This is a genomic window from Acaryochloris marina MBIC11017, from assembly GCF_000018105.1.
Lineage (GTDB): Bacteria > Cyanobacteriota > Cyanobacteriia > Thermosynechococcales > Thermosynechococcaceae > Acaryochloris > Acaryochloris marina.
Genome location: NC_009925.1, coordinates 6,037,570 through 6,060,117 on the forward strand (window position 1 = coordinate 6,037,570; position 22,548 = coordinate 6,060,117).

A 22,548-nucleotide genomic window follows, 5' to 3' on the forward strand; every position below is an offset into this window, starting at 1 on the left:
GTTCCCAAAATTTTGATCAAATGGGCTCTTTATTGTTAGATGACTCAATCTTTAAGGGTCAGTGCGGCAAACGGAACTTGACCATAAATCCAGACGTTGATTCATATTAATCGAAGATCCATCGGTGGAATAAAGTATTTGAAATACATCTGACCACAGCCCTTTTTCCCCGAAATACTGGGCTGAGTTCAGGTCTGTATGCTTTTGTGAGAGTTTAGGATTTTGTGATTTCTTGACCTTGGCTAATTCAGCCGCTATCAGTTGACGCTCTGCTGATGGCATTACCTCAAACTCATATCGAACAGTCGTTTCAGAATTGGAAGCTTCCCAAATATAGGCTTGCCCCGATTGCAAGGGCTTGCCATCGAATGCAACCTGTTCCTTGCCAGTTAGGTCTGATCTCTGCCAAATTACCTCATCTGTGTCATAGTCTCGCACCAGCAGATTAGACACTTCCCCACGCCATAAAAATAGAGGTTGACTGCTCCAGATTACATTAGTCTGACCCAATACGCCTGGAGAGATTAAACAAAGATTTCCCCTGCCCACCAAAGAGGGTTCCGGGCGCTGCTTAAACATCTCAAAAATACTGTTGAACACCGCCTCAAAAGTCGAAGATGTGGGCACATGCTTATCTTTCTTAACTTGACCGGACTTTGCAGATGTTTTTTGTTGATCCGTTTGCTTAGAACTAGAGTCTTGATGTGTAATAGGCTCTCGTTTTTCTTGCTTTTCCATTCCCCACACATGACTTGGGGAGGCCAATACTAATACTTGGAGTAAAATCAGCCAGCTCACTCTATGCATAATCCCTTCCCCAATAATGTGAAAAACTGACGATCCAGACTGAAGCTAAGGGAAATAGACAAGGAATTAAAATCGCAGCACCAACAAAAAATTGCCAACTGATCATCACATATCCCCCCGTTAAGACTAATAGACTCAAGATAAGATGTACCCGATTAACTGGCAATATTATTCTCCGATCAACTAACAAAACGAAACCTTTTGCCAGCAATGCTAAGACGAAAACCATTATTACAGTTGGGATAGGCACAACTAATCGCTGAGTGAGGAAATGTTGAAACATATAGGCATGGGCTTCACCCCCGGTATAGACTGATAGCCCTTCCGTATTAGCTTTTCCAACTCCCCTCTCTCTTACCTGCCAATACGCCATTGCTTTTGGAACTGCAAAATTATCCAGTACGCCATCATATCCTCCAGGAGCTAGAATCACCACTTGGTTTGAGAAGTCAGCTTTTTCCCCGAAAGCTGCTAAACCGTTCAATTGCCACGCAGGTATCCGCTGAAATACTCGATTAGCCGGAATCGAAAAATCAATAATTGGCCGAAACCATAGTTGTCCTAAATAGCTTGCCCCAGTTGTTACGGGATGCGAAGTGAATTCTTTGAGAATCGAGATTTTCCCTTCTTCCTGAGAATCAGATTGCAGATTCGTCATTAAACGGGATTGCAATACCTCTTGCCCTTGCATGCTTGGCCTAATCTGATTATTGTCTGGAAACTCTTGTGAATAGGCAGATAGTAATGACAGCAAGTAACCAAACGGACAGGATTGTTCACAAGACTTGAATGAGTGAGGTAGCTTTACATGAGTGGGAAAAGCATTTACATTACCTTCTAAGCTCCACTCAGGTTCAGCGATTCCTGTTTCTGGATTAACCCCTACATCTCCATTTATTGGATCAGATATAGAGGCGAATACAAACCAAACTTTCTTGCGGTCAATCGCAGATCGGATAGATTGCCCTAAAACCTGATCCTTCTCTGGCTGCTGACGATCAAACAAGTAGTCAATGCCAATAATCCGAGCATCCAAGTCAACCAGCCGATCAATTAGGCCAGCTAAATAAGCCCGATCCATCGGAACAGGTTGACTCATCTGAGATCGCCGAATCGACTCTGAATCAATTTGTACTAATAGGACCGGAGGTGTTTCCACCGCTGCCGGAACCTGTCCAGTTAAATCTCGATAAATCGCTTGCGTCCACAGCCGATAATCCAATAGCACTGACTGCAAAGGGGGCCAAAGACTTAACCCCACCAGCAATCCCAACGCAATTCCTTCATATCGAGTGGGAAGCCAAGCCTTAAGGTTTTGTCGCCAACTGGATGGGACTAGCCGAAAAGACTCTGTTTCAGGATGCCGAAAAAAAGATGGCACTAAATAAGCAGAAGGAAAACTGAGACTCTGCTCTAACTTAAGGTCCTGACTCGCAAGTCGCAATGCATCATGCGCATCTACATATTGGCTCAAGTGATGTAAAAACTGCCCTAGAAAAACCTGGGCCACTTGATTATGGATGGGCTCTCGCATGACGGCCACCTGACTTAACCCCAGATCAATCAAAGCGGCTGCAATACTCAAACCACTACAAGAATTAAAAATGGCTAACTGCAACCCCCTAGCCTGTAGTTTTTCTAGATAGGGTTTAATCTCCTTAATCGTGACCACTTCGCCAGGGGCAATAGCCAGCTCTCCCCCCGTCAACATCGTTTCATTGCTATGCCCTGCAAAAAACAAAATATCCCACCCTTGGGGGTCTGAAATCGCCTCACAGATCTGTTGCTTTAGTTCGGGGATAGAAATTTGGGGTTGCCAACCGACAAATTTCACCTCAGCTTGGGCTGCCAGCGACGTTATGGCCGCCAGGTCGGCCTGGAAATCCAACCCCGATTCATCGCCCATAATGGCCAACACTCGAGTTCGTCGCCGCCTGCGAGGAGGGGCCATCTGAGCTGCCCGTCGGACATTGACAGGGCAACGGGCAATCCGAATGTTGTCATCAGCTTCTGTTCCTAGCTCCCAGGTCTCCCAAGGTAAGCGAGCTAAATCAATCGGATCGCAAACTAAATAGACATCTGTTTTGAGGTTGGGGGCTGCCTGAGCCGATTTAGTGATCGCTGTCCTCAGTTCAAATAGAGCTGCACCACGCAACCATAGTTGAAACTGCTCTGTTAAGAGGGCTTCTGTCCGCACCAACTCACTTTGCCAGTCCACACCAATCGGCGTGAGGCGTCCCTGAGCTTCCATGCGGCCTCGAATCGGGGTAACAGGCTCTGGGTGGGCAATGGCTTTATAGAAATTCAGGTAAGCCCTCAGCCAGGTTTGATAGGCCTTAGTGAGGGCAGTGGGATACTCAACTTGAGCAGATAAATGCTGCCCCTGGCCCCATGACAAATCAAACACACAAGCCTGGCCGATCTGCTGCACCTTAAGCCGAAAAGAAGGATGACTGCTGCTCATGAGTTTTTATTGGAGGCGAATTTAAAAGGCGAAAGTCGTAAGGTTGCAGCGGGTGATCGCGAGTCTGCTGCTGACAAGGTCACCCAAAACTGTTCCTCAAACTCCCCGACCACTTGTGCATAAATACAAGTGTCTTCTTCCGTCGGGGTAAGCATCGGATCTGCTAGCACTTTTTCGGTATCACTAACCAGAAGCTTCACTGTCTGTTCGAGTGTCGTTTCTGGTTTAGCACCGACAACAACAAGTAACGTCCATTCTGTGTTGGGTAAATTTGGTTCCACTGGCCAGACTATTGAATATAAACGCAGTTGAGAAAGTCCCAAGGTTAGATCCCGGTACGCCCCCCCCGCAGAAGTAGGAATATCCATACCCTGTCGTTGTAACTCCCCAATCACCGCAACAATCACTGGATCCGTCGAGCGCAGGGCGGTTGCCAAGGGGGGCATCAGTATCCAACTGAACTGCCGAGCGGCATCATCTAATCTATGTTGAAGCCATGCCCCAACATTTATCGGTTGCGCTGGTTCAGTGACTGGAACAATTGAATCCTGGGCTGGCTTATGCTGCCAATACTCACTACACCACCTTAGCCAATCCGCGTTCCTCAAAATGGAGGCAGCTTCCTGCCAAGTAAACAATTGCCAAAATTCGGCACCTGAACGAACTTGATCGAGCTTCTCTGTTAAGAGAGATTCAGTAAGAGCCGTAGATGTATGAGATTGTAGTTCTGGTTGTGGGACAGTCTCTAAACAACGCAACCACAGGAGTAACTCATTGGCAGATGCAAACGCTTGGGGTGAAATCCTATAGGTCCAGTCCGGTTGTGGGATTAAAGACGGTAAAAGTTGAACAGCAACATCCCATCTCAATCCCCCCTGAATCTCTACCTGTGCTAGTTCTTCTAGGACGTCCACTTTCACAAAGCAGTGAGGAACAAAGCCTGCAATCTCTAGGGCGGCTCTGGGGATTGCCACCTCAGCATCAGCTAAGCCAGAGACTAACACTGCGACTCGCCATTCCCCAACCAATAGATAGCTGGCATCGCAAAAGGGTAGGTACGTGGTACCTAAAAAGGGACGAACCCTTACCCCTAGATAGCTCCGCTCCGCCAACCACGATTCCAAAGCTGTGAGCGCTAATCCATGGAGGTAACCTCGCCATTGCCAGGCTTCTGGCAGCGATTCACTTTGCTGAATTGCTTCTGCAATCTGGGTCTCAGACAGTGAGATCGCCGTAATGGGCAGGGCGGTGAAGTCTGCTTTCAGGTCTGGGGGAGGGGATACGTCAGTCATGATTCAGAGCGTCCTATCCAGATAATCACAGAGTCGCTGGGCATATAGGCTGCTCACGGGCCGATTCCGAGGGACACTGGCTTCGGCGGCAGCGGTCTGCATCACCCCATCGACTTGTTCAGTCAGGAGGGTATCGAGCTGTTTATTTAATGCGTGTAATCGATGAGGATCGGCGAATGGTTGAGCGACTTGCCAAACCCGCTCCCGCAGGTCGAGTAAGATTTGATGGCGAATATCTGCTCTTAGGTCTTTGAGCTGAAGTAATCGGGTGACCTGATATTGGGCCTTCAGATCAATGCGAGGTGCAATATCGCTCATCGCCAACCCTTGGCAATGAAACAAAAATAAAGCTGTTAGATACTGATGAGATTTATTAGATTTTTGAGTTTGGAATCTCTTGAGCTTATCTGCCAAAACGCCCTCTATGGTCTTGTCTAAACTCTGTTGGAATTGCTGTCGATACTGCTGTAGAAATTGTGTTTGAGAGTCTGGATCTTCATCTGAAGGGGGGGCAGCGATCTGCATTACCTGTCCAGTGGTCGGATGCAGCTGGTCCAGGGATTGGGTTGGTGCTGGCCCACCTCGGGCATAAATTCGATATTCACGCAGCAATCTAGCTAAATTCTGTAATTGACTTAGAACCATCTGGGGTTCAACTGGGTCAGAGTTGCTGATTCCGAATTGGGCAATTTGCTGTAGCTGAGAAGGAGAGGGTTCCCGACATCGACCTGTTTTTCCCGCTTGGCGCTGACGAACGCGATCGCGTCGATATACAGAATGATATCTGTTCAGTAAGTTCACGTTGTGTTCGATTTCATGAGATGTGAGGGAGTGAAACTCTCCTAATATTCGGGATATCTGTTGAGGAGTAGTGTCGTTAAGAATTGCCCAATCACTTATGAGATAAACGCCATGTTCTAGCAGAAAAGTGTTGAGGCTATGGTCTCGGCGAACTAACTGAGCTGTCCAAGTTGATAGGCCTCCTTGTTTGATATCGAAAGAAGATAATATCTTTTCAATTAGAGACTGATATGAACTTTGGATTTGAGGTTGATTCTGGAGGTTTAAGGGGCCATGATCAAGCACAAAAGAGTAGAGATCCTTAGTCGTAAAGCCATGATCTTGGCCAAACTGAGCACAAAGTTGTCCACAAACTTGAGCAATCACATTAGAAATAAAGCACTTCAAACATAGTCCTGCCAGCTCCTGATCACTGGTTTTTGCTTCTTCAGGATGAAGCCAAAGTTGAAATAAACGTTGCTGTAACTGATCGTCAGAAAGGGATGACTGATCCTCTGCTATTGACAACTGTGTTCGCAAAAATTGTTTAGCCGGCATTACGACTTCCACTTTTTTTTGACCCGTTGCGTCAATCCTCACCCATTGCCAGTAACGAAAGGCATTTCCCACAATACGTTTAACTCTTCATCTCTGCTGTCCCTCATTATTTCATCCACTTTTAGCAGCGTTTAAGAAGCTATAGAAACTTTATGGAATGATAAATTGTTTCTGTATCTTGACTTACTGGATAAAAAAATCTCTAAGGATAAAATCAGATACTCAACGTCGTTAAGTGTAATTTGGCTGCTGAGAATAACTATCTCTGTCCGATTCCAACTTATGCGACTCTATCTGCAGAAGCTGGCTGAAGAATAGTTGATTATACAACTTGATAGTTGTTACCGAGGCGTATACCAGGATTTTCTTAAAAGATAACCTGGGGTTGTTTAGCCTGAGCAAAGTACCGTTCGAAAGCAGACTTTAACTCATCCACACGAATGGGTTTACTGACATAGTCATGCATTCCTGCTGCCATACACATTTCCCGGTCACCCTGCATGGCATTGGCAGTTAACGCAATAATATAGGGCTGCTCCTCTTCCTGCCACTGTTCTGTGATGTGCCTGGCTGCTGTTAGGCCATCCATCTCTGGCATTTGCACGTCCATTAACACGACATCGTAGGATTGGCGATGCAGAGCTTCTAGGACTTCTTCGCCATTGTTGGCTACATCTGCTCGGTAACCCAACTGTTTGAGAATCAGTAGCGCCACTTTTTGATTGACGACAATATCTTCAGCTAACAGGATTTGCAGGGATGGATCACCCTGTTCTTCGGTATTAACTGGAGAAGGTACAGTGGGTTTAACTTGAACGCGCTGACCTTCAAAAATTTCTGCTAAGGCGTCGTACAAGTAGGATTGCTGGATGGGCTTATTGAGAATGGCAGAAAATTGAATTTCTTGCTTATGTTTGATAATTTCGTCTTGTCCCAAGGAACTGAGCATGACGAGGGGAAGGTGTTTCCTCTGATCGAGTTGGCGGATATGTCTCGCCAATTCGACACCATCCATTTCTGGCATTTGCATATCCAAAATCGCCAGATCAAACTTGGAATCACTTTCAAGGAGAGCTAGGGCTTCGGCTCCCCCGCTCACCGTTTGAATCCCCATGCCCCAGGTTTGGGCTTGTAGGGTTAAAATTCTGCGATTTGTGGGATTGTCATCCACCACCAGGAGCTGCTTCCCATCGAGGAGTTGTTGAGATTGATCGAGGGTATTTTCTCCCTCAGGGGCCACTGGCACCGCAATGGTAAAGAAAAAGCTTGACCCGACCCCGGCTTTGCTCTCGACCCAGATTCTGCCTCCCATCATTTGAGAAAGAGAGCGACAGATGGCTAATCCTAGGCCGGTGCCACCATATTTTTTGGTGGTTGAGGCATCAACTTGGCTAAAAGATTTGAACAAACGATCCATGCGATCGGCCGGAATGCCAATGCCTGAGTCTCTGACTTCAAATTGAATCAAACGGCGTTGATTTTGAATATCGGTAAAATTTTTCCGCTGGGAGGTTGTCTCAGGTTGGGTGATGTCCGTATCGGTGATGTCCTGCACATAGATTACGACTTCCCCTTGCTCGGTAAACTTGACGCCGTTGGTGAGGAGGTTCACTAGAATTTGGCGGAGACGAGTGACATCCCCCACGATGTGATTGGGGGTCGAGGGATCGAATAAGTAAGCGAGTTCGAGCTGTTTATCAATGGCTCTTGGCGCAACTAGACGCAGGGATTCTTCAATGCAGGCCCGTAGGCTAAAGGGTTGTTCTTCAAATTCCAACTTACCCGCTTCAATCTTGGAGAAGTCGAGGATGTCGTTGATCAGGGTTAACAGCGCATCCCCACTGCTTCGAATGGTTTCAACGAAATCCCGTTGTTGATTATCTAAAGTGGTATTTAGCAACAGTCCCGTCATACCAATGACCGCATTCATGGGGGTGCGAATTTCGTGGCTCATAGTGGCTAGAAATTCACTCTTAGCAACGTTGGCTGCATCAGCATCTTTTCGAGCTTGTTTCAGGGCTGTATTGTTCTGAGTCAGTGTTTGGCGCTGCTGTTGTTCCTGTTCAAGGAGATGACCATGGGCTAGGGCGATGCCGACTTGTCCAGCAACAGCTTCGATGAGTTCAATTTCGGCTTGGGTCCAGTCCCGTTTGCGATCGCATTGCTGTAGCACTATCACCCCATTGGCTTTGCGCTGATAGGAGGTACGAATGGCTAGCATGGACTGAATTTGGCCTTGTTCACAAATGTCTGAAACAGGTTGAATTAAGGGATCCCCCAGGGCATTGTCTGAGGCAACGGCCCGATCATGACGGAGTACCTTGCGGGCATGGGGATTATTTTCCAACTGGATGTCGGTGCCGAGCATAGACGGCACCTCTCCAGTCAGGTATTCTGCAACGATGGGCAGATGGGGGTTAGGGTCGGTAACGTAGGTATGGAGATGGCATCGACTGACCTGAAAGGTTTTGCCAATTTCTTGAACCGTGGCTTTAAAAATTTGTTGACGGTCTAAGTTTTTACGAATCTTACGGGTGATTTTCTCTACCAATTCAGCCCGACGCATTTGCTGTTTGAGGGCTTCGGTGGCCGCTTTGGTTTCTGTAATATTGCGAATAGAGCCTGCCATACGGGTGGGCTTGCCTTCAATGTCCCAGATGGCCTGGCCACGGCCGGAAACCCATAGGTAATAGCCTGCTTTCGATTTCAGGCGATACTCTACTTCATAGGGGACCAAATGTTCTAAGTGATGTTTGAGGGCCAAGGAGACCATCTCTTGATCATCGGGACAAATATGGGCTTTCCAGGTTTCTAACGTGCAAGGCAATTCTCCATCTTCATATCCCAACAATTGACCAAACCGGGGGGACAGATAAAAGGCTTTGTTGACGATATTCCAATCCCAGAGGACGTCACCGGATCCCTTGACCGCCAATTGAAACCGTTCCTCGCTTTCCTTTAAGGCGGCATCTGCTTGTTGGCGCTCAATAATTTGTTGTTGTAGCTGAGTTCGTTGGGCTTGCTCCTGTTCCAACAGTTCTGCTTGGGCTAGGGCAATACCGATTTGGTCTGCAACCGTTTCTAATAGGTCGATTTCTGCTGTGGACCAGGATCGAAAACAGTCTGTATAGGCCTCGGGTTGAGCCAGGTAATCTTCACGAGACAATCTGCGATCGCAATGCTGAAGGATAATTGCGCCATTGGGTTTTCCTTGATAGGACGTACGCACCCCTAACATTGACTTCAAGGTCACGGGCTGAGGATCCGAAATCAGGGTTTCTAGTAACCGATCGGTGTAGATATTCGGGGTTGTAACGGCTTGATCTTGGGTGAGAATCTGCTGGGCATGGGGATTATCTGCCACAGGCATCTCGATGCCCAGCATTGAATGAATGCCAGGGGCGGTATATTCAGCCACTACGGGAATATAGTCGCCATCTTCCGTATAGCTGTGTAAGTGGCAACGACTTACTTGAAAGACTTGACCCATTTGGTCTGCGGCAGTCTGAAAAATTATCTGAGTATCCAGGCTTTGACGAATGGCCTGGGTGATTTTTTCTAAAAGCTGTGCTCGCTTTACTTGCTGAGCTAGAGCAATCTCTGCTTCTTGCCGCTCTTCAATTTCTTGTCTTAACTTGTGGGTTTTGGCTTCAACCTCGGCTTCCAGAGTTCGCGAGTAATCCGCTTTAAAGTGGGCAAGCTGCTGCAATTCCTGATTGGCCTCGACCAGTTTTGCTGTCCGCGCTTCCACCTGCTGCTCCAGGGTTGCCTTCGTATCTAACAATTCCTGGTTAGACTTTTCTAAAGCATCAATGACTTGGTTATAGCGAGTCGCAATACGACCGACCTCAGTAAAGGGTTCAACGGGAGCTCGCAAGCTTAAGTCCAGATCTTCAGCCTGCTGATCCATCACCTCAAACAAATCCAAGACCTCAGATTTGGCATGGTGCTCGGCAAAGTTAAGCCCCATCTGCTCATCTTCGGCCAAGACCCGCAAAGGCAACAGTCGATTCACCCCTTTTAACAAGAGCCAACTTAAACCGAATGCCCAAGCACCACAGACAGCAATCCCAAGAAGCTGAATGCCAATTTGGCTCCCCCGATCAAGACCAGTCTCAAGCAAATCAGTACGACCGTATAGTCCAACGGCCAAGGTGCCCCATATCCCACCTCCTAGATGTACTGGAACAGCATCAACTGCATCATCAATGTGTAGTTTCGTCATCCAATATTTGACAACCATCATCACGGCTCCCCCGATGGCTCCGATGATGATGGCTAGGGGTGGGTTGATGACATGGCAACTGGCGGTCACGGACACTAGCCCGGCCAGGGATCCATTGATCATGAGCTCAATCTTGGGAATCTTGGTCCGCCACCACCCAAGAGCCCCCGCTGTTAGCGTTCCGGCAGCACCCCCGAGAACGGTATTCAGTAAAATAATGGGAACACGATCGCTGAATTCCAGACCACTCCCACCATTAAAGCCGAGCCACCCCATCCACAGCAGTAACGCACCTAAGACGGATAGGGGCAAGCTGGATCCCAAAATCTCCTTGGGGGCATCTGTTTTGGAAAATCTCCCTTGTCTTGGACCAATAATCAAAATAGCGGCCAGGGCAACCCATCCACCAACACTGTGGACGACCGTTGAACCGGCAAAATCAACAAACCCCATGCGCCCCAACCAGCCATTCATTTGCCCCGCTTCGATTCCATTCCAAATCCAATGCCCAAAGACGGGATAGACCACACTAGCCATAAAGGCTGTGATCACTAGATACCCTCCAAACTTGGTACGTTCCGCCACAGCACCTGAAACGATGGTGGCTGCAGTGCTGCAAAACATGGTTTGAAACACGATAAACGCGGCTAGGGCGGAGTCAGTTCCAGGAGAAGCTAGAAATTGATCGGTGCCAATGACAGTGTTGATGGATGCTCCAAACATCAAGCCATAGCCAAAAAACCAGAAAATAATGGTAGATAGGCTAAAGTCTGCAAAATTTTTAATGGCAACGTTGATATTATTTTTGGAACGGGTGAGTCCAGACTCCAGGCACATAAACCCGGGTTGCATGACAAAGACCAGTGCTGAACAGACAAGTAGCCATAACATAAGCGTTACCTAGTTAAAACCGGGGTTCCCCCTAATAAGACATTCCTAAACACTGCAGGCTGCCATTTCTGCCTCAAAGGCAATGCGAACCGTCTCGTAGGCCTGAGAAATCTGAGAGACAACGTCTGCAGATCCTTCTGTAGAACCTGAACGACCCAGAGCTTCAGCTTCGGAACAGAGATTAGCCAGTTGTTTAGCACCCAGGTTGGCACTGGCCGATTTTAGGGCATGGGCTGCATCACTTAACCCATCAGGATCGGCATCTTTAACGGCCTGATGCATCTTTTCGACGCGACCCGGTGCATCTTCCAGATAAGTATTTAACAAATCAGCAATGAGTAAAGATGCATGCTCCCCAGCGAGCTGACGGAAACTTTCCAAGGCTGCGGGGTCAATAATGCTTGGATCCATTGAGGTTTCGGCCATCGTTGATTGTTCCATGATTACAGTGGTTTCTTGAGAAGAATGAGGTGCTTGAGTCTCGGGGCTGGGAGGGATGGAGGAGCTTGGAGGAATAGTGACGGACAGGTTTTCTTCTAACTGGGGAATCGGCTCTGCCCCCTGGACTGGTTGGGAGGCTGTACTCCCGACTAAAACAGCAACAGGTTGAGGGCTTTCCTGGGACTGTGGAGAATTGGTTTGTGTGGGTTTATTGAGGCTGACGGGCTGGGATTGTAAAACAGGAATAGGAGGAGTGGTTTCCTCAATTTCAGGCTCTTCCATCGGTTGACAACGGCTGAGGACGTCTCTGAGTTCATGGATACGGACGGGTTTGGTGATGTAAGCGTCCATCCCTGCATCCAGACACATTTCTCGATCCCCCTGCATCGCATTGGCGGTCATCGCAATAATGTGAGGACGATCTTCGGGAGACCAGCGTTGGCAAACTTCTCGGGTTGCGGTGAGACCATCCATCTCAGGCATTTGTACATCCATCAGGACAACATCATAGGCTTGCCGTTCTAAGGCTTCAATGACTTCCAGGCCGTTGTTTGCAACGTCTGCTCGGTACCCCAATTGCTTTAAGGTCAACAGGGCCACTTTTTGGTTGACCACCATATCCTCGGCTAAGAGAATGCGCAAGGGATGTTGATCGCCTAAGTTAGTGGGGTTTTCTTGAACGTCAGGGGCCTGTTCCACTTTAATGAGAGGGTTACCCAACACTTGAGCCAGGACGCTTTGAAGTTGGGCTTGCTGAACAGGCTTGTTTAAAATGGCCGAAAAATTAATATCCCCAGCCCGAGCGCGGATGTCATCTTGCCCTAGGGAACTTAAGACCACTAGGGGCAATGTTTTACCGTTGGGCTCTGCCCGAATTTTCTCGGCTAAGGTTACCCCGTCCATCTCCGGCATTTGCATATCCAGGACTGCAAGATCAAAATTCACCCCTCGTTGTAGCCACTCTAGGGCTTTGATGCCTGATTTAACTGCACAGGTTAGCATTCCCCAAGATTGGGCTTGTAGGGATAAGATCTCTCGATTGGTGGCATTGTCATCCACAATTAAGAGTTGTTTGCCCGCTAATTGGACATCTGATGCTGCTTTGGGGCTGACATAGTTTGGAATTTCAGACGCTGTAATGGTGAAGGAAAAGGTTGACCCAACACTCACCTCGCTACTGACCCATATTTTGCCGCCCATTAGTTCGCTGAGCTGCTTGCTAATGGCTAAGCCAAGGCCAGTGCCCCCGAACTTACGGGTGGTGGAAGCATCAACTTGAGAAAAAGATTTAAACAAACGCTCTAACTTATCTGGTGGAATGCCAATGCCCGTGTCTTTGACATCAAATTGGATCTCATAGGGGGTGGCTTCGGCGATCACCTCCAGATCTGATTCAGCATCTAAGTCCTTAGATTCAATGGGTTTTGAAGATACATAGACAACGACTTCTCCTTCCCCTGTGAATTTAAGTGCATTGTTGAGTAGATTGACTAAAACCTGGCGTAAGCGAGTAATGTCTCCCAGAATGGCGGTGGGTGTGGGGGGATTAATCAGATAAGCCAGCTCCAGATTTTTCTCAGAAGCCTTGGAGGCTACAATCAGCAAGGCTTCTTCAATGCAGGTCCTGATTTCAAAGGGTTGCTGTTCGAGATCTAGCTTCCCTGCCTCAATTTTGGAGAAATCTAAAATATCGTTGATCAGTGTGAGTAAGGCATCGCCACTACTGCGGATGGTCTCAACAAAATCCTGTTGCTGGGCTTCTAAAGGAGTATTTAGAAGTAGTCCAGTCATACCAATCACTGCATTCATAGGGGTGCGAATTTCATGGCTCATATTCGCTAGGAATTGGCTTTTAGCCTGATTAGCGGCCTCTGCTTCATGTTTTGCGGCTTGGAGTTCAGAAACCATCCCTTCTAATTCTTGCTGCCGCGTCTTCAACAGAGAAATCATGCTGTCTTTGAGTTGGCCAATGTTCAGGGCTGCCCGTTGGAGAACGATATTAAATGTATTGATGACTTCAGCTAATTCATGGTTGCGATCGCAATCATGATTACTCAACTCCACCTGGCTGGGATCGCCGGACATGGCAACCTCAGCTTTCCGTAACTCATCTAAAAGCTGATTGAGGGGACGGATAACTGTGCGACTCACAGCCCGCAGGGTAATGGCTGTAAACGTCATCCAAATCAGTAGGATTAAGCCGCCTAACTGGAGGGTATTGGTTAGGGCTGCCGACTGGATCTCCTGACTGTCCAGCCTTAAAGACAATTGATAACCTGTATTCTCTTGCTGGGGCCAAGTAATATCGTAAGTCGATGACGTATTATTCCAAACCCTGGTTATATCAAGGTTAGAAAGATCTGTCGCTGTAGGAGGATTGCCAAACGTGGCCCGTTTACTCCCGTTCTGAAACAGGGTGCCACCCCTAACTTTAGACCCCTGCATAAGGGTCTTAGCTGTATCCACCAGCTGGTCTACAGAAGAATTACTGTTAGCAAAACCAACCAACGGGGTAATAACGGTTAGACTTTCAGCTTCCAGTTGCCCCAGTTTTGCGTCTCGAATCCTGAAATAGGACGGTACTAAAATAAAGACCTCGGCAATGAGGCAGCTTCCTAACCCCATCATGCCAATCTGACGACCCAGTGGAGAACGAAGGGGGGGTAAACATTGTTTCAGACCATCAATCAGGCTAAACTTTGATGAATTCAGCGGCTGCATTTTTTTGCTTGATAGATGTTAGTGGACTACTAAAAAATATTCTTTTTCTAATAGTTATTGATGTAAATATTTTCTGAAATAGATGTTGATTTCTAGAAAGAGTTTCTTCGGTAAGAGAAAGCTTCTCCATTACTGCATCATTAGCATGCCCTGATCACTCCTAGACCGAACAAATTAGCCAGAGTTATCGGTCGTTAAATGAGATCTACTCAGAGTTCTGCCAGCCATCTTAGCCTTGTGAATTCTAGGGATAAACAATCATGATTAGGGTGGTTTTATCGATCCTGATATAGATGTAATGTTTTGACAGGTAGATGGGCTTACTAGGAGATAAATATTTGGATATTGGTGGCTAATTAAGCTCCCGAAAATCTGGCAATACAGTATCAAAAGCCAGGATTTACCCCGATCAATTGTTCTTCCCCATTCTCTAGTTTTGGTGAGATGAGTCAGACCTTGGAAAATCGTACCCCGCTTATTTTAGTTGTCGATGACGATCGATCAACTCGAATTATTCTTCGCCTGATTTTGGAGCAAGACGGGTGTGAGGTAGTTGATGTTGAAAATGGTCAGCAGTGCCTGAATGCTTATCTCACCCGCAAGCCAGATATGGTGTTGTTGGATGCCAAAATGCCTGTCATGGACGGATTTACCTGCTGTGCTGAATTGCAAAAGCTGCCCTTAGGTGCGTCCACCCCTATTTTGATGATTGCAGGTCTAGATGATCAAGCCTCAGTGGATAAAGCCTTTGCCGCAGGAGCAATGGATTATGTGACAAAACCCATCCATCCCCCTATCCTGCGACGTCGATTACGTCATTTATTAGAAGCAAGTTGGGCTGAGCAAGCAGTTCGGGATAGCGAAGCGCGTTATCGATCGGTGGTGGATCACTTAAAAGAAGTGATATTCCAAATCAATCAAGAAGGGAATTTAGCTTTTCTCAATCCAGTGTGGTCAGAATTAACGGGCTTTGTTAGGGAAGAGGCCATTAACCATCGATTGGCAGAATATGTTCATCCGGGTGATCGACAACAGTTCAATCAGTACATTGATCAACTGTTTCATAGAGAACGATCGGAATGTCGTTTTGATGTTCGATTTCTCCACCAAGCCGGTAGCTTCGGCTGGATGGAAGTCTATGCTTGTGCCATTCCTGGTCCAGATGGCAAAATCGTCGGAATTTCTGGTTCCCTGGCGGACGTAACCGAACGCAAATATCAAGATCAACGGTTGTCCGTTGAGCGAGCCACTACTCGGGTGTTGGCTGAAGTGGCAACCTTAAGCGAGGCTGTCCCCAATCTATTGCAAGCGATCAGCAAAAGTTTGGGATGGGAATACGGTGAGCTGTGGTTGATGGATGAGACAAACAACACCTTGAAATGTGTGGAAAGTTGGTTTGAGCTAGAAGAGAAGATGGGCTCTTTCCAGATTGCATCGAGTTCTGCTAATTTTGCCCTGGCTTCAGGACTGATTCAACGCATCTGGACCCATGATGGTCCCCTATGGCTAACAGATAATGCCATTCAAGATATTCATGCCAATTCGTTTCCCCAGGCCGGTATGCAAACCGCCTTTAGCTTTCCGATCTTAGAAGGCTATAACCGTTTGGGGGTAATGGTTTTTAGCAAGCGTGAACATCAAGCGATGGACGCTAGTCTTTTAAAGATTATGGGGTCTATTGGAACCCAGCTTGGTGAGTTTATTATGCGTAAACGAGCGGAGGAAGAAGTCCAACATCAGCATGCGAAATTGCAATCTGAGCTGGATCAGGCGGCAGGCTATGTCCGTTCTTTAATTCCCCCACCCATGACAGGTCCTGTTTCGATTCAGCATCAGTTTATCCCGTCCAATCAATTGGGGGGAGATGTTTTTGATTACTATTGGCTGGACTCGGATCATCTCGCCATTTACTTACTAGATGTGGCAGGCCATGGTATTCGTTCTACTTTGTTGTCTGTTTCCGTGCTCAACGTGGTGCGATCGCAATCCTTGCTGGATACAGATTTCTATCAGCCCAGTTCGGTTTTGGATGGCCTCAATGAAGTCTTCCAAATGAATGAGCAAGGGGATGACTATTTCACAATTTGGTATGGGGTCTATAACTGTAAGACTCAAAAACTCAAGTACGCTAGTGGTGGTCATCCAGCGGTACTTTTGGCGTCTGCCCAAAACCCAATTCAGCCTTTAGAGGTGCGCAGTATTCCCATTGGCATGATGACAGGGTTTCCCTACGATCAGTTTGAATGTGATATCCAAACCGGTAGTGCCCTCTACCTATTCAGTGATGGGGTCTATGAAATTGTGCAACCAAATGGCGAAGTATGGACTTTTGATGGATTTATGACCGTAGTCTCTGAATATCAACGACGGCAGTTTGATACCCTCGATCCACTTTTCCAGCAGATTCAGCATATTGCTGGCAATAAGAGCTTTGAAGACGACTACTCTCTGATGAAAATCTCCTTTGACTCGGTTCAGCCTAAGCAAACTTTGCCACCAATACCTTATGCGGCCCAGGCTGCTACCCCGATAGCTGCTAATCCCTTCTAAAAAGTTAAAAAAAAACTGATTGTTACAGAGTTTAGCTAACAGAAATTGACTTCTTGCTTAATTCAGCTACCGATATGGAAGTGGACAAAAATTTAAGTCAGATTGCAGCATGAATTGAGTAAATAACACATTATGAAAAGAATGTTGCAAGGAGTCTAGTCTGTTTTTCAGAATATAGCTTGTATTTGATTCTGAAAAAAATCTCCTGAATAAAAAAGATAAACACTAAGCTAGACAACTTAGACAATTCCTGAGACATGATGTTAAACCTGAGCTTGACATACTAATAACTAAGCCAGATTTATACCTTAGTATTGTCATCTCTATTATGATAAGTACCCAGCTCAATGAAACCTCTTTATCTCTAAATGGTGAAGGCACGATTGATCAGCTTCCATCCGTTTTGGCGATGCAACGGTTTCATGCTTTGAACGATCAAAGGAATGGGAGCTTGACCCAGAAGATGCAAATATCTTCTACTTCCTTAAAGATGCTTAATCGGATTGTCGAGAAATTTCCAGCCCAGGAAATCTATCAAATCGGAAAGGAATTAGGAGAAAGAGAATTTAGAGCCTTTTATCTCGCCTTTGCACCAGTCAATCCTTCTTTGCTCGATTTGGGCTGGAAGACAATTCTAGAGCGGTGGTGGGTTTATGCCTATTTATCTGAATACGGTAACGTGAATCTTGAGTTAAGCCAAGAACAAAATGATTACTTCTTTGTAACATTTACCAATACTAAGATCCATCGTACCAAAGCGACGAAAAACAAGCCGGTGTGCCCACTGATTGCAGGAGTCCTAGCAGGTTTTTTTAGCAGCTTGTCGGGTTATGAATATGAAGCCATTGAAACTGAATGCCATGAGAAGGGGCATCAAAATTGTACGTTTATTCTAGGGAATAGTGGCTTGGTTAATTCCGAGACATTTTGGCAAGCAATCCATGATATCCATTAATCTGGATTACTCATGAAAAGGGCTATGTCATCCTACAGAAATCTACAAAATCCATTTAGAAAACTTTTAAGCAGTCAGTGCCATTGTTCTGTAGCAATCTCTATTATTTAACTAGGCACCAGCTAAATTGAAGGCGTTGCTCAATGACGGGATGAATTAATTGGATTGCGTCAGGATAACCTCATGACTATTTCAAACATCATGAGGAATCTGTATGAAGTGTCCTGAGTGTGGTGGTCAACATATCCATAAGAATGGGCATCGTCGAGGTAAACAAAATCATATCTGTGTGACCTGTGGACGACAGTTTCTTTCAACTTACTCAAAGCGTGGCTACAGTGATTGGACGAAACGACTCTGCCTGAGAATGTATGTCAATGGAATGGGGTTGAAGGGTATCGAACGAGTCATAGGCGTTGCTCATACCACTGTGATTCATTGGGTTCAACAAGTTGGAGTTCTATTACCCGATGCTTATGACCCCGACGATATCCCACAGGTCGGAGAATTAGATGAACTCGAAACCTTTGTGGGCAAAAAACGCAATAAGGTCTGGATTTGGACTGTGGTGGATCATTTTCACCCCGGCATTCTAGGCTGGGTTGTGGGTGACCATAGTGCTGAGACCTTTCGACCGTTATGGCAAGCAATCGTCTGTTGGCAATGTTTTTTCTGGGTCAGTGATGGCAATCCCGTCTATCCAGGCTTTATCCCAGAGGGTGACCAGATTGTTAGCAAGACCTACATGACACGAGTAGAGGGAGAAAATACTCGTTTACGACATTACTTGGCACGGCTCCATCGCAAGACTTTATGTTATTCAAAGTCGGTGGACATGCTCAAGCATTCAATTCGACTATTGATCCACTATCTCAAGTTTGGGGAAGTACCTATTCCTGCGTGAGTCATCCCGTCATTGAGCAACGCCAAATTGAAACCCATAAACAGTTATTCGGTTGCCTTTTATGCCTATCTCTTTCCTGGGGTCAACGACTGCTCTCAAGTTTATTAGGAATCCCTTCGCAACCGCCAGGAATAGTTGCCCTAGACTGTTTTCCTCCCCACGCACAACAGTAATACCGTTGCTCTTCGGATAATCCTTTCGCTTTAGAGAAATCGGCATTTTCAATTACAGCCCCAGTTTGTGCACCGGTTTGAAAGTTGGGTGGATTCATGCGATCGCGCGGTGTTACCTTTTCCACTTCCCCATAGAAAAATCGGGTCCGGGTTAAATCCGTCTTCGATAAATTGGCTCCATACAAAATACAGCGAGACAAATTGGCTCGGCCTAAATCACACCCCTGCAAATTACTATGGACTAGATTGGCTTCACTCATCTCAGTCCGCCGTAGATCAGTCCCGGACAGATCGACATTTGCCAACATACCAACCAAATCAATTACCCGTACTCCATATTCCAGGTCTTCTTCATAGCCTCCCAACCCATCAAAAATGGCGCGACCTAATCTGCGATCGCGTTTTAACGGCGTCAATAACTTAGAACTGGATAGGAACCGAATCACCTTTGCCTTTCCTTCGGCACTCAGTCCTGTCAAAATTGCTGCAGTTCGGCCTTCCGCAATAGCTCGCTCCGGGGGCCAGTCTTCTAACAATCCTTCTTCATTGATCACCAAATCAGAAATCCCTTGGAAATAGGCATCAATCGTTTGTTGTTGGGTAATCCGATTTTGCTGCTCCGTTAATTCTTTGGAAATCACGTACTGACGCCAGGCCACATAAAGCGCTAAAAAGGCCACTAGTATTTGCCCCACTGCTCCAAAGGAGTCTGCTAGAGCACCCACTGCTTCCCAATTGACCGTCCGTCCCCCCAGTAACATTTGGGGCAACCCCGTAAACTGAATAACACCGATCAGGCCAACAACACTCAAAACGCCGGCTAGAATCAGTTGCTGATTCCGAACAGACACCCATTCCTGCAGAGCTTTACTCAGGGGAGGCCACAGTACCCTCAGGGACAACCACAGCACCACCACGGCTGCCGGTAGGCCAATCCAGGGATTATGAAACAGCAAGCTCACAATCAGGACGACCGTTGCTGCTCCGGTTACTAACTCGATTGAAGAAGAAGCGGTAGCAGATTGCAACAGCCTGGTGGAAGACGCTTTTAATCCTGCTAATGAAGGAGACAACTCTCCTTTGCCATTTGCAAGAGACCGTTCCGTTTCATTAACTGATCGAGGAGACACCGAAGACTGTTGTTCTTCTGGATTTGGCGTTGGGGATGAAGGCCGTGTCATGCACTTTTCGAAAAGAGACTACAGATACCGCTTTTATTTAATCGTAGTCTGCCCCAAACACGAAGATCGTTACCTTTAAGCGTTTATTCCCAGATTAATCGCCATCAATAAGTTCAGTTCTAACAACAGTCATCATAAATATTTTACTAAGAAGTAAAAATATTTATGATGTTCCCTTGCCCAATGGGAGTCTCCTTTTTCATGATTAATTCCTAAATGGAGAATTTTCTTCTCTCCAGTTTGTTGGGATTTGTATAGGGACTTAATGGGATGTTCAAACGTCACTTTTTGGGGTTAGGTAGTGCAGGAGTGAGCATAGGTTTTCTCTGGCTGAACCCAGGTATAGCTTTGGCTGCACCAGGTTGTGAATCGGCTCAACCACTTACTTTAGCCGGTATTGGATCACCATCGAATCCTGCTCCACCTCCATTTATTTTGGCCAAGAAACAGTTTTCCGATACCCGTAATCATTGGGCAGAACCTTTTATCTCAGCCTTAGTCAAACGAAAAATTGTCAGCGGTTTTCCAGGGAATCGGTTTAAGCCTGATGCCCCTGTAACCAGGGCAGAGTTTGCAGCCATGCTTGCCAAGGCCTTTGACTATCGTTCGCCCCGTCAATCTCCAAAATCATTCTCCGATGTCACGATTTCTTGGCAGAAACAGTCCATTGGCAAAGCCTACGCCCTAGGGTTTATGTCCGGTGGTCCCAAGGGACGTTTTAACCCAAACCAGGCGATTACTCGATTGCAGGCACTGGTTGCCCTGTCCTCGGGATTAGAACTGGCCAGTCCAGGCAATCCGGTTCAGGTACTAAGTCAACAGTTTAGAGATGCAAATCAAGTCCCCAGTTGGGCTGTTAAAAAGATTGCAGCCACCACTCGCCGTAAAATCGTCAGTAACTACCCCAGTCCCCAAGTATTGTCTCCCAATCGCATGGCAACCCGAGGAGAAGTGGCTGCCTTTATCTATCAAGCATTAGTCAACGCCAAAAAAGCGCCCCAACTAGCCGCCAAAAATGTATCTCGCAAATATATCGTTGGCTATCAAGGCAGCATTACCTACGATATTAAAGATTTGGTCCCCTTGCACAATCAAGTCCGTTCAGAGGTAGGAGTTGGCCCTATCACTTGGTCTGATAATTTAGCAGAATATGCCACTGAATGGGCCAATTATCTGGCTACTAAAGGGGGCTGTAAGCTCACCCATCGGCCCTTTAAGGGAAAGTGGCAGCAAAAATACGGCGAGAACTTATTTATGGGCAGTTTCACTGCGTTTAACGTTACCGATGCCGTCAAGACTTGGTACACGGAAAAGAAGAAATATGACGGAAAACCGCTCAACCGTTCAAATGCTGTCTTGGCTAGCCACTACACCCAACTTGTCTGGGGAAAGACCCGTAAAGTCGGTTGTGCCCAGGTTACCTGTCAGAAGAGACTGATTGTGGTGTGTAATTATGATCCACCTGGCAATCATCTGGGGGAAAAGCCCTTTTAGTGGCTTGTTCGGTTGCAGATTCAGCGGCTTCACCTTCTATAGCACTACGGATATATGTTAGTACGCTCTTTGAAAGCAGCATCCACACAATCACGAAAGGTATCAAATTCATCCCACCGCTGCTTCATCCAGTTTTTGAGCACAAACCACCATCGCTCGATTTTATTGAGATCTGGAGAATAGCTCGGTAGATACCAAATCTCACAGCCTGCTTCAGCTACGATTTCTTCGATCCTCTGGCCATGATGAAAACTGGCATTATCAATCACAATCACATCGCCAAGTTGTAACTGGGATATAAGACTCTGCTGTAACCACGCTTCGAATAACAACCGATTGCAAGACCCTTCAAAGGTCATGGGAGAAAATAACTGGCCTTCTTTGAGCGCAGCAATAAAACTGACTCGCTCTGTCCGCTTGCCTGATTTGAGGTCATAAAATCGTTGACCCACAGGGCAGTATCCATAAGGATAGTCCGCTCGATTATCGATACCCGCTTCGTCTACATAGACGATCTGATGAGGGTGTTTGGTCTGTAATCGTTCTATAAATGCTTGACGTTGTGTTTCATCTCGTTCTCGATAGCCATAGGTCTTTTTTTTCGACTCAATCCCAGTTTTCTCAAGGCATCACTGATATTTTGCTGGGTGACATTATCCCCCCATAGCTTAGCCATTTGGGCCTGGGTTTTACCCCCATGCTCTTGAGCAAATTCACGAAAGCGCTCCCAATCTGTGATCTTGTGGCGAGCCCCTTGTTGGTAGTTGGTAATCGCCTGACAGTCACCTGTAGCTTCTTCGCGGACTATCCATAGATGCAAGGTATTACGGCTGATGTTCAACATTCGACAGATATCGACTTTCCGTTCACCATTCTTGAAGGCATCAACGGCTTTACGACGAAGGTCATAACTATAGGGTGCTGGCATACTAATGTAGGGATATCTTCTATATCAATAGTACTAACATAGTTTCGTAGGGCTATATTAACTTTCCAAGGTCCTTTTATAAATACCAATATCAATCTGCATTAAAAGTTGGGTCACATCCCTTTGATCATCAACTGATAGTTTGATCTGACTTTTCACGGTAACTCCTGGAGTTATTTTCCCA

The 22,548-nt window shown here is 46.6% G+C and carries 12 protein-coding genes; 4 read left to right on the top strand and 8 right to left on the bottom strand.

The genetic code is table 11. From position 1 onward, the window contains the following. Positions 1 to 51: 51 nt before the first annotated feature. The 6 genes from AM1_RS26920 to AM1_RS26945 all read right to left on the bottom strand — a co-directional run bounded on the left by AM1_RS26920 (position 52) and on the right by AM1_RS26945 (position 14,179). Positions 52 to 738, bottom strand: a complete 687-nt coding sequence (locus AM1_RS26920; protein ID WP_012166108.1) for a hypothetical protein — start codon at positions 736 to 738, stop codon at positions 52 to 54. Between the two features lie 61 nt (positions 739 to 799). After that, positions 800 to 3,271, bottom strand: coding sequence for a CHASE2 domain-containing protein (locus tag AM1_RS26925; protein WP_012166109.1), 2,472 nt, complete (start codon positions 3,269 to 3,271; stop codon positions 800 to 802). Next, on the bottom strand, positions 3,268 to 4,563 hold the full coding sequence (locus AM1_RS26930) for a DUF1822 family protein (protein ID WP_012166110.1): 1,296 nt from the start codon (positions 4,561 to 4,563) through the stop codon (positions 3,268 to 3,270). Before AM1_RS26930 ends, AM1_RS26925 begins: the two co-directional genes overlap by 4 nt. Before the next feature lie 3 nt (positions 4,564 to 4,566). After that, positions 4,567 to 5,901 (bottom strand): hypothetical protein, encoded by a 1,335-nt coding sequence (locus AM1_RS26935; RefSeq protein ID WP_012166111.1) that lies wholly within the window; start codon positions 5,899 to 5,901, stop codon positions 4,567 to 4,569. Between the two features lie 367 nt (positions 5,902 to 6,268). Further along, positions 6,269 to 11,017 carry an ammonium transporter gene (gene amt, locus AM1_RS26940; protein ID WP_041660609.1) on the bottom strand — a complete coding sequence of 1,583 codons (4,749 nt, stop codon included), beginning with the start codon at positions 11,015 to 11,017 and terminating at the stop codon, positions 6,269 to 6,271. A 45-nt stretch (positions 11,018 to 11,062) separates the two neighbouring features. Continuing rightward, a complete protein-coding gene (locus AM1_RS26945) occupies positions 11,063 to 14,179 on the bottom strand; it encodes a hybrid sensor histidine kinase/response regulator (RefSeq protein WP_012166113.1) in 3,117 nt (1,038 codons plus the stop codon). A gap of 444 nt (positions 14,180 to 14,623) precedes the next feature. Here AM1_RS26945 and AM1_RS26950 point away from each other — a divergent pair, with 444 nt between their 5' ends. The 3 genes from AM1_RS26950 (at position 14,624) to AM1_RS26960 (ending at position 18,588) form a co-directional block, all read left to right on the top strand. Next, on the top strand, positions 14,624 to 16,729 hold the full coding sequence (locus AM1_RS26950; protein WP_041660611.1) for a SpoIIE family protein phosphatase: 2,106 nt from the start codon (positions 14,624 to 14,626) through the stop codon (positions 16,727 to 16,729). Between the two features lie 328 nt (positions 16,730 to 17,057). Then, a complete protein-coding gene (locus AM1_RS26955; protein ID WP_012166115.1) occupies positions 17,058 to 17,684 on the top strand; it encodes a V4R domain-containing protein in 627 nt (208 codons plus the stop codon). A gap of 214 nt (positions 17,685 to 17,898) precedes the next feature. Further along, the gene (locus AM1_RS26960; protein ID WP_012166116.1) at positions 17,899 to 18,588 is read left to right on the top strand and encodes an IS1-like element ISAcma4 family transposase; all 690 of its coding nucleotides are present in this window, start codon (positions 17,899 to 17,901) and stop codon (positions 18,586 to 18,588) included. Between the two features lie 82 nt (positions 18,589 to 18,670). Here the strand turns inward: AM1_RS26960 and AM1_RS26965 are convergent, their stop codons facing one another. Further along, positions 18,671 to 19,942, bottom strand: coding sequence for a pentapeptide repeat-containing protein (locus AM1_RS26965; RefSeq protein WP_012166117.1), 1,272 nt, complete (start codon positions 19,940 to 19,942; stop codon positions 18,671 to 18,673). A gap of 270 nt (positions 19,943 to 20,212) precedes the next feature. Between AM1_RS26965 and AM1_RS26970 the strand changes: the two genes are divergently transcribed. Continuing rightward, positions 20,213 to 21,436 (top strand): S-layer homology domain-containing protein, encoded by a 1,224-nt coding sequence (locus AM1_RS26970; RefSeq protein WP_012166119.1) that lies wholly within the window; start codon positions 20,213 to 20,215, stop codon positions 21,434 to 21,436. Between the two features lie 44 nt (positions 21,437 to 21,480). Here AM1_RS26970 and AM1_RS40020 read toward each other — a convergent pair. Next, positions 21,481 to 22,364, bottom strand: a protein-coding gene (locus AM1_RS40020; RefSeq protein ID WP_076611717.1) for an IS630-like element ISAcma31 family transposase whose coding sequence is annotated in 2 segments (ribosomal slippage) — positions 21,481 to 22,035 and positions 22,038 to 22,364 — 882 coding nt in all. Because the reading frame shifts where the segments join, the coding sequence is not laid out codon by codon here. Between the last annotated feature and the right edge of the window lie 184 nt (positions 22,365 to 22,548).

Coding starts and splice junctions, on each gene's coding strand:
- AM1_RS26955 (WP_012166115.1), top strand. CDS start 17,058: ATGATAAGTACCCAGCTCAATGAAACCTCTTTATCTCTAAATGGTGAA.
- AM1_RS26935 (WP_012166111.1), bottom strand. CDS start 5,901: ATGCCGGCTAAACAATTTTTGCGAACACAGTTGTCAATAGCAGAGGAT.
- AM1_RS26950 (WP_041660611.1), top strand. CDS start 14,624: ATGAGTCAGACCTTGGAAAATCGTACCCCGCTTATTTTAGTTGTCGAT.
- AM1_RS26970 (WP_012166119.1), top strand. CDS start 20,213: ATGTTCAAACGTCACTTTTTGGGGTTAGGTAGTGCAGGAGTGAGCATA.
- AM1_RS26920 (WP_012166108.1), bottom strand. CDS start 738: ATGGAAAAGCAAGAAAAACGAGAGCCTATTACACATCAAGACTCTAGT.
- AM1_RS26930 (WP_012166110.1), bottom strand. CDS start 4,563: ATGACTGACGTATCCCCTCCCCCAGACCTGAAAGCAGACTTCACCGCC.
- AM1_RS26960 (WP_012166116.1), top strand. CDS start 17,899: ATGAAGTGTCCTGAGTGTGGTGGTCAACATATCCATAAGAATGGGCAT.
- AM1_RS26925 (WP_012166109.1), bottom strand. CDS start 3,271: ATGAGCAGCAGTCATCCTTCTTTTCGGCTTAAGGTGCAGCAGATCGGC.
- AM1_RS26965 (WP_012166117.1), bottom strand. CDS start 19,942: ATGACACGGCCTTCATCCCCAACGCCAAATCCAGAAGAACAACAGTCT.
- AM1_RS26945 (WP_012166113.1), bottom strand. CDS start 14,179: ATGCAGCCGCTGAATTCATCAAAGTTTAGCCTGATTGATGGTCTGAAA.
- amt (WP_041660609.1), bottom strand. CDS start 11,017: ATGTTATGGCTACTTGTCTGTTCAGCACTGGTCTTTGTCATGCAACCC.